The 7340-nt window shown below is 33.7% G+C and carries 10 protein-coding genes and 1 pseudogene; 2 read left to right on the forward strand and 9 right to left on the reverse strand.

What is annotated here, in order from left to right; genetic code table 11:
- Together FTV08_RS15625 and mobQ are read right to left on the reverse strand one after the other, a co-directional pair.
- The coding region (locus tag FTV08_RS15625; RefSeq protein WP_180087638.1) for a replication initiation protein at positions 1-683 on the reverse strand (683 nt) is incomplete at its 3' end.
- 711 nt (positions 684-1394) lie between these two features.
- Entirely contained in the window at positions 1395-3047 is a 1653-nt protein-coding gene (mobQ, locus tag FTV08_RS15630; protein ID WP_004870770.1) for a MobQ family relaxase, read from the reverse strand.
- 211 nt (positions 3048-3258) lie between these two features.
- On the opposite strand from mobQ, the gene FTV08_RS15635 reads away from it, so the two are divergent.
- A complete protein-coding gene (locus FTV08_RS15635) occupies positions 3259-3561 on the forward strand; it encodes a hypothetical protein (RefSeq protein ID WP_018680087.1) in 303 nt (100 codons plus the stop codon).
- 60 nt (positions 3562-3621) lie between these two features.
- Here the strand turns inward: FTV08_RS15635 and FTV08_RS15640 are convergent, their stop codons facing one another.
- A complete protein-coding gene (locus FTV08_RS15640; protein ID WP_005098935.1) occupies positions 3622-3948 on the reverse strand; it encodes a hypothetical protein in 327 nt (108 codons plus the stop codon).
- Positions 3949-3961: 13 nt separating this feature from the next.
- The gene (locus tag FTV08_RS15645) at positions 3962-4369 is read right to left on the reverse strand and encodes a hypothetical protein (protein WP_180087639.1); all 408 of its coding nucleotides are present in this window, start codon (positions 4367-4369) and stop codon (positions 3962-3964) included.
- 110 nt (positions 4370-4479) lie between these two features.
- On the opposite strand from FTV08_RS15645, the gene FTV08_RS15650 reads away from it, so the two are divergent.
- Positions 4480-5001: a hypothetical protein gene (locus FTV08_RS15650; protein WP_005098939.1), complete on the forward strand. Its 522-nt coding sequence runs from the start codon at positions 4480-4482 to the stop codon at positions 4999-5001.
- Between the two features lie 68 nt (positions 5002-5069).
- Here the strand turns inward: FTV08_RS15650 and FTV08_RS15655 are convergent, their stop codons facing one another.
- From FTV08_RS15655 to FTV08_RS15670, 5 genes and pseudogenes are all read right to left on the reverse strand, one after another.
- Entirely contained in the window at positions 5070-5384 is a 315-nt protein-coding gene (locus tag FTV08_RS15655; RefSeq protein ID WP_168387107.1) for a BrnA antitoxin family protein, read from the reverse strand.
- Positions 5347-5658, reverse strand: coding sequence for a BrnT family toxin (locus FTV08_RS15660; RefSeq protein WP_159373036.1), 312 nt, complete (start codon positions 5656-5658; stop codon positions 5347-5349). The genes FTV08_RS15655 and FTV08_RS15660 overlap by 38 nt, the downstream gene beginning before the upstream one ends.
- Before the next feature lie 232 nt (positions 5659-5890).
- Positions 5891-6226, reverse strand: coding sequence for a hypothetical protein (locus FTV08_RS16335; protein ID WP_126064946.1), 336 nt, complete (start codon positions 6224-6226; stop codon positions 5891-5893).
- Between the two features lie 444 nt (positions 6227-6670).
- Positions 6671-6958: a hypothetical protein gene (locus tag FTV08_RS15665; RefSeq protein ID WP_004870774.1), complete on the reverse strand. Its 288-nt coding sequence runs from the start codon at positions 6956-6958 to the stop codon at positions 6671-6673.
- Positions 6955-7340: pseudogene (locus FTV08_RS15670) on the reverse strand (replication initiation protein); the annotation flags it as partial. The pseudogene FTV08_RS15670 and the gene FTV08_RS15665, both read right to left, overlap by 4 nt.

Genomic DNA, 7340 nt, shown 5'->3' on the forward strand with positions numbered 1-7340 from the left:
TTTTCTTTCACTATAAATTTAAAGCCAACTACTGAACGCCCTTTTTTTACATTTTCATAAGTGAGTTCAATATCTGTATTAGTTGTAATCTCATTTAATGAAGGCTTCATTACTCGGTCTTTTAAATTACAGAGTTTGTCATAAGATTTGGGCAAACCCAGCTCATTTTTTATATGTTCTAAGGACATTTCAAATTGTCCCATTGCTTGATGCTTTTTAGCTAAATGATAAAGATCGAATGAGTAATCTTTTTTCAAACTTAGTACGATATCTTTTTTATATTTTGTATAAGGGTTTAATTTATCAAACTCTTTTAACATCAGTAGAACGATTTCAGGGAAACGTATAGCTATCCCTCCGTCTTCATAAGTGCAATCAATCACCCAATTCGACAGCACCTTTTTTCCTCTTTCATTGTTATAAGAGAAATTTCTTTTAAGTAGATTCTTGCTGGCTAGTTCTAACTGCGTATATGCGGAATGCGTTTTAATGCCACATTCTCTAGCAAACTCTTCTGCCGTAATCATAATTCGGTCTTTTTCAGTTGCATCAGTGGTTCTAGCAATTGGGCTAGCAAGTATTAACATTCGTTTTTCATCAATGTTCATACTCTTAAAGCATTCTTGAACATTGTTTTGCATAACAACCCAGCTCAGAGGATATGTTTTTTTATTTTCGTCCATATAACTACAACCCCAAAAAACTAACTAACTACATTGGTATTTATGTAGCTTAAACATACATTGTCGTTTATTTTTTGACTACTATTTTTGTAGTTTTTTAACAAAACTACAAACTTTTTCTTGTAGTTTAATGTCCGGTAAAAGTAGTTTCTATGTCCGGTAAAAGTAGTTTTTTAAGTCCATTTTGTCCGGCATTTGTAGTTTAATGTCCGGTAAAAGTAGTTTTTTAAAGTCTGAAAGCATTGCTAGGCGTGGTTTATAGGGGGGTCTAAAAGCTTTTAAAAGCTTTTTAAAAGAATAAAAGGGAATTTATTTCCAAAGTGAGTTATTAAAACTGCCCTTGGTACTCGCTAAAGCTCGTACTCTATTGAAGCTCGTTTCACTCGCTTCGTGGGGGGCAGTTTTTTGCATATATGATCAAGGATTCAAAAAGCAAAACATGAATAATGCATTCGCTATGCTCATGCTTTTTGACGAGCAAAAGCATCAATACTTCGCTCGTAGACACTCGCTAATCACTGTCCCCAGTAATTCAATAAAAAACGGTTTTTCAGAGGGGGAATAAGCAAACTTTCGTTGTGTCGCTCGTAGATACTCGCTAAAAGGCTCTCATTTGCGTTCTAAGCGATTTTATTTTTATCAACTATAGTTTTACTGTATTTCTATCAAAAGTCGCTAAAACCCCCGTTTTTTTGCGCTTAAATGGGATTTCTAAGGCGTGTAGTCATGGTTATTGTCATTTTCTGGCTTTTTAGGCTCATTTCTCTGCTGTTTTTCTTGTTCTTGGCGTCTTACAAATGCCAAATGTTCTTGTTGCTCTCGTTCTTGTGCATAGCGTTGTTCTTGTTGCTCTCGTTCTTTACGTAACTGCTGTTCTCTAGATTCACGATCTTTTCGGTCGTTTTCGAGCTGTATTGCTCTTTTTTGGGAAAACTCTTGCTGCGCTTCGGTCTCAATTTTTTTTGTAAAAGCCGCATGCAATTCTTGGATTTTTAGATCTTCCATTTCTTCTGCATATAGTCGCTTTTGTTTTTCACCATTTTGAGGACTAAAGTATTTATTTCCATAGTTATCTTCTTCAAATATATAACTATTTATGATCTCCAGTCTTTGATCGCGTACATACTCTTGATACTCAGTTTCTCTGCGTGATATTTCAGAAATTTGATGATCTATATTTGAAATTTGATCATTAAGTTTTCGTTGTTTAACAGTGATGTTCGGTTCGTCAAATTTTGCAAAAGACTTTTTAGGCTGGAGCAGCTGATTTTCTTCTGTCCATTTATTTAAATGATCAGAATATCTCTCTTTTTTTTCTATTTCACTAAGACCAGAAATATGCTTTTGGATGTCTAGTTGGGTGTTGTGTTGGTCGATCAGGTCATTTATTTGATTGATCCATTTTGTTTTAAAAAATAAAGGCTCTTTTTTGCGTAGTTCTGATATTGCAGAACTCATCGTGTCTAATTTTGTTGTTAATTTTGATAATTCTTCATTTTGGAATTCATAAAGTTTCTGAGAAGTTTTTTCTGAATACTCAGCTTGAGAGTATTGAAACTGAAGCTCACTTCGTACTTTTTGAACAAGATCCTCAGATACTTTGATGTTTTCATCCAGTGCGATGACCTTTTTGATTTTTAAATTACGTAGCTTAATTTCATCATTTTTCAGACTAATTTCTGTAAATATCCCTCGTCTCCGGAGGTATGTCGCTTGAGGACCTTCGTGCTGAGTTGCTTCTAGGTCACTTTCCTGGTCTTCATAACTTCTGTGATCGACACGTTCATCAAATCCATTTTGTTCCAGGTGATGATTGCATAACTCTGCAAATGATTCTCTCCAGTGGCTTACAGTTTCTGTGCCATTGTCACGACTGAAGTCCCTATATTTTTTTGCTGAAAAGCCACCCTGCTCATTAATACTTCGGGTTGTGAACATGATGTGTGCATGGTAGTTGCGTTCATCACTTCCACTGTCTGTATGAGGTGCATGAATAGCAGCATCAACGATGACACCGTATTTTTTAACGAGGTTTCGGCAAAGTTCATTGAGCATATTTTCACGCTGTTCAGCGTTTAACTCACTGGGAAATGCAATCTCAAACTCTCTTGCAAGTAATGCATCTTTTCTACGTTCAACCTTTTCGACTTCATTCCAAAGTGTTTGGCGCTTGAGTAACTCAGTATTTGTATTTTCAGGTGCATAGATTTTTGTAAATTCGACACCAGTTTTTCTTGTGTAGTCTTGTTCTTTTCCATAAAAATCGCATACCAATTTTTCACTTGAACGATATGCAGCACAAGCAACGGCCGATCGTCCATTACCTCTACTAATCGTTTTAACTGAAAAATGATATATCGCCATTTTGCTTTTGCTCTTTATTTCGATTTATCGAAATTACCAACATGTATATGTTGGTCAGGGGATTACAAAGGGGATTTACCCCTTGTCGCACCATTGGATGAAATCCAATGGCTAAGTGCGCCCTTCGGGAAAACCACGATAGCATGGGCTGTCTTGAATTTCAATTCAAACAGACCTATGCTTGAGGGGGATTCCTTGAGATGGTGATGGTATGAGTGTTGAAACTTTAGAGCAAAAAATTGCAAAGCAAGAAGAACGATTAAGACAACTAAAAGCACAAAAACAAGCTATTGCTGCTCGTGAAAAAAAGAAAGTTTCTGATCAGCAACGTAAAGATGATACGAGACGTAAAATTCTACTGGGAGCTTGGGCTTTAAATAAATTAAAAAATGATGAATCGTTTAAACAGCAATTAGCCGATTTTGAGCAATTTTTAAATACGGAAAATAAGACCGAAGAAAATAAGCAGAAAGATAAAGATCTTTTTAATGGATTTATTTGGGATAAGACCTAAATTTCGCATAAGAGATTTTATGTTAAATTACTAACTATAAATTCTATTTAAAACATATATTTATTTAATAGTTATGCCATAGTTTTTCTTATCATATTTAGCTACATAAGGAGCTACTTCGTGATTAATCTTTTTATCACTTTTATCTAGGTATGAAAGTTTTATCGAATCCTCATTATGATGCTCATAATTAATGGCGTATTTATATTCTGAATAAGGATAAAGAGTACCTAAACTATAAGTTTTTTGAGCGCTAATATAAGTTATTTTAAGGTCGGTAATTGGGTAATCAGTCTGATTTTTAATAGAAATATATCCAGTTTTTTCAAATGGCTGGCATCCTATAAGTAGAAATAATACAAGACAGTAAAATAGGCTATTCTTCATTTTGATAGTTCTGTTAAATTGGCCTTATGAGTTTATTAATAACGATAACTTGTGAGATATCACAGCTATTATCTACTTCTGTTATCCAGGAATAATTGTTTTTTTCTAAAGGGTAAGATTGTCCCCCTCCATACGCTGCTTTATCACCCAGAAAATAAGTATCTGAATCTACTTTTAAACTATGATTTTTACTATCCCAATTTACAGTTTTTGTGGCAAAAATTGGCAGAACTTTAGAGCCATCAGTATGTTGTAGGTATAAACATTTGCCTTCCCTAATAAGCTTAGCTTCACCATAACTTGCATTATCCACTCCACCTGTGTATTTGATGCGTGGAATACTTACATTTGAATCAATTTTTTCTGTAATTGGACTACAGGCTACAAGCGGACTGACTAAGAAAAATACAAATTTTTTCATATATTGAAACCTGTATGAGTATTTAATGCTAGGGTAATTAAAACAAACCATATCAGAATAATTTGGTCATGAATTGTATAAAAATTTATAAAAATAGGTAGGAGGAAAACATGAGCATGAAAATTCAGTTTTATATTTTAGGATTCAGTTTGTTTTTTCTAAATGGCTGTTTTTTCGATACTAATGAAATCAATAACAGCAACAATAAATCCAATATCGATCCATCAGTATCCGCTGAAAATACTAATATCAAACCTATGAAAAGCGACTATAAGCAATTTTTTATTTTAGCTAAAGATGTAAGGTTTGATCCAAATTTAGCTCAACTAGAAGCAATCTTTCAAGGAAATTTAACTCTTCATAATAATTGCTTATCTATCATAGTAAGAGGTGATAGAGAAACTATGCATACTCTAGTCATACCTAAACAATATGAGGTCTTTTTCGATAATTATAATAAGGTGATAGGTCTAAAAAATATTAAATCAAAAGAGCTTTATAGATTAGGTGAGTCTTTACAATTTTCAGGAATAGCTTTTGATGATGAAAAAATGAAGTTAGGTGAAAAGCTACCTGATTACTGTCCTCCAAGATTCGCTTTACCTGGAAGTATTGAAAAATTAAAAAAATAACTTATTCGTCATTTTAAATCTACAGGCTTAATATTACTTCATAAAGAACAAGGCTTAGTTCTCGTTCTTTATGGATGATTTTTCAAATCATTCAACATAGCATCACGCAGAATTTTGTTCATTCGTGTCTGATAGCCTTTACCTTGAGCCTTTAACCACTGCATAACATCGGCATCAATGCGAACAGTTGTCACTTGTTTAGTTGGCTTATAAAACGGATTTTGAACTGCATTTTTCCAAAAGCTTTCATCAAGTTCAGGAATATCCGAAAAGTCTATTTCACTGTCTGGGCGTTTATCTAATGCCTCAAGTCTTGCCTTTTGTTCTTCAGATAAGACAGGAGGTTTATTCAAATCTACTTTGTACGTAACGGTTTTTTTCATACTGTTTCCTCTCTTTTTTCTCTGCCTGTCGTGCTGAAATAATACGGATATGATCAATCCCATTATGATCTTGTACAGTATGAGCCACTAATAAAACTGTCTGCCCGTGTACGAGACCTATCGCTTGCCAACGATATTCACCATTTTCAAAGCGATCCTGTTTGAAGACGGCATGAGCATCATAAAAAACCAAGGTTGCATCTTCAAAAGCTACACCATGTTTTTTGAGGTTTGTTTCTGCTTTATGCTCATCCCATGAAAACTCAATTTCCATAGTTGCATCGCTTTTTGTTAATATAAAAATGTTAATACAAAATTGTAAATTTTGCAAAGGTGTTTCATTTTCTATTGGCAAAATCTTACAGAATCGAACATAAAAAAGCCGACTTGTGTCTAAGTCGGCTTTTTGAGGTTTTTCAGGTCGGTCAAAATTTTTTAACTGACTGAAAAACAAAGTCTTTTTATATTGCGTTTCGTATAACCACCATTATGTTAAATGGAGGCTTTCACAGTTGAAATTTAGTATTTAAGTATTCGATAAAGTCCTCAATTTTCTTAATCACGTATAAGCAGATATACAAAGGACTCAGATTATCTTGCTGAGCTTTCTGTACTCTATACTTCTCCCTTTCTAAGACAGCAATTACATAGGGTATAGAGCTTTTTAGAATTTTTTTAGAATCTTTTTTTGAATACAGATAACAATCAATTTTTTCAAAAGGCCCATCATTGACCAATATTTCCAATATAGTGTCGCTAATGGATTTACTTATTGATTGCTCCATATGTTCAAATTCATATGAATGTAGAGCTTGTGCTATAACTATTTGAAGATTCTTCATTATGATTATTTAATGTTAGCCAATTTTGATCCTAGCATTATCTCCTGAAAAGAAAAAGCGTATAAAACCTAAAGTAAACATTGAGTTATTTTTATTCTTCATTATGAAAAGTTAAAAAAATGATTCTAGGGCCAGAGCTGACTTGGAATTTAATGGCGTTAAAGTACCTGCTGGTCATGTCCATGCAACATTAATGGCCGCTTTTGAATTTGCATATGCTCAAGTAATATCAACTGAAGATTATGTTGGCTAAAGCTTAAGATTTCCTAAAATTAACATAATACACCTTATACGAAATGCGTTATAATTATCCTTATAATTCAACGCTGTAGTTTCAATTTTCTAGCCCAGTCGTCAATGACTGGGCTTTTTTTATTACTTTTCACGTTCCACGCCTAGTCTTTAATCAATGTTCCACGATTTTGATTAAATAAACTGAATAATTCAATCTGCAGAATTTAAGCGATTATCTTGAATAAGATCACTCAACTTACCTTCAAGCGATTCGATTTTATATTTCAGAGACAAGATTGAATCTTTTAAACGTGAATTTTTAGGTGCATCCGGATTCTTTAATTGATTAAAAACCTCTAATAATTCGCTGTGATGAGTGCTTAACCTTTCAATGTCACTTTCAATAGCCATTCTTGGTGTCCACAGAGCAAGTAAACTTTGCTCATAATCTTTGAGTTCTTGATGACTCATTGCATCTAATTCAGCCTTAGTTCTCATGGTTTAAAATCCGTCTTGCTATGAAGAGCTTTAAAAATCCGTTTTGTTGTTTCCTCTCTTACACTTTTCGGATCTCGTAAGATGCCACTAATCCAGAGGGCAAATGTCGGGTAGTCTGGGAAATTACTGAGGTCTGATAGCTCAGAAAGTTTAGATAAAATAGTGCTGTACTTGTTAATTTGAGCATCAGATAAATTGCAGAACATATCTATAGTTCTTTGATCTCGCTGAGGCGCTATTAATTTTGGCTTAGGTTTTTCTTTCACTATAAATTTAAAGCCAACTACTGAACGCCCTTTTTTTACATTTTCATAAGTGAGTTCAATATCTGTATTAGTTGTAATCTCATTTAATGAAGGCTTCATTACTCGGTCTTTTAAAT

This window comes from Acinetobacter sp. YH12226 (genome assembly GCF_013417805.1).
In the GTDB taxonomy this organism is placed as follows: Bacteria; Pseudomonadota; Gammaproteobacteria; order Pseudomonadales; family Moraxellaceae; genus Acinetobacter.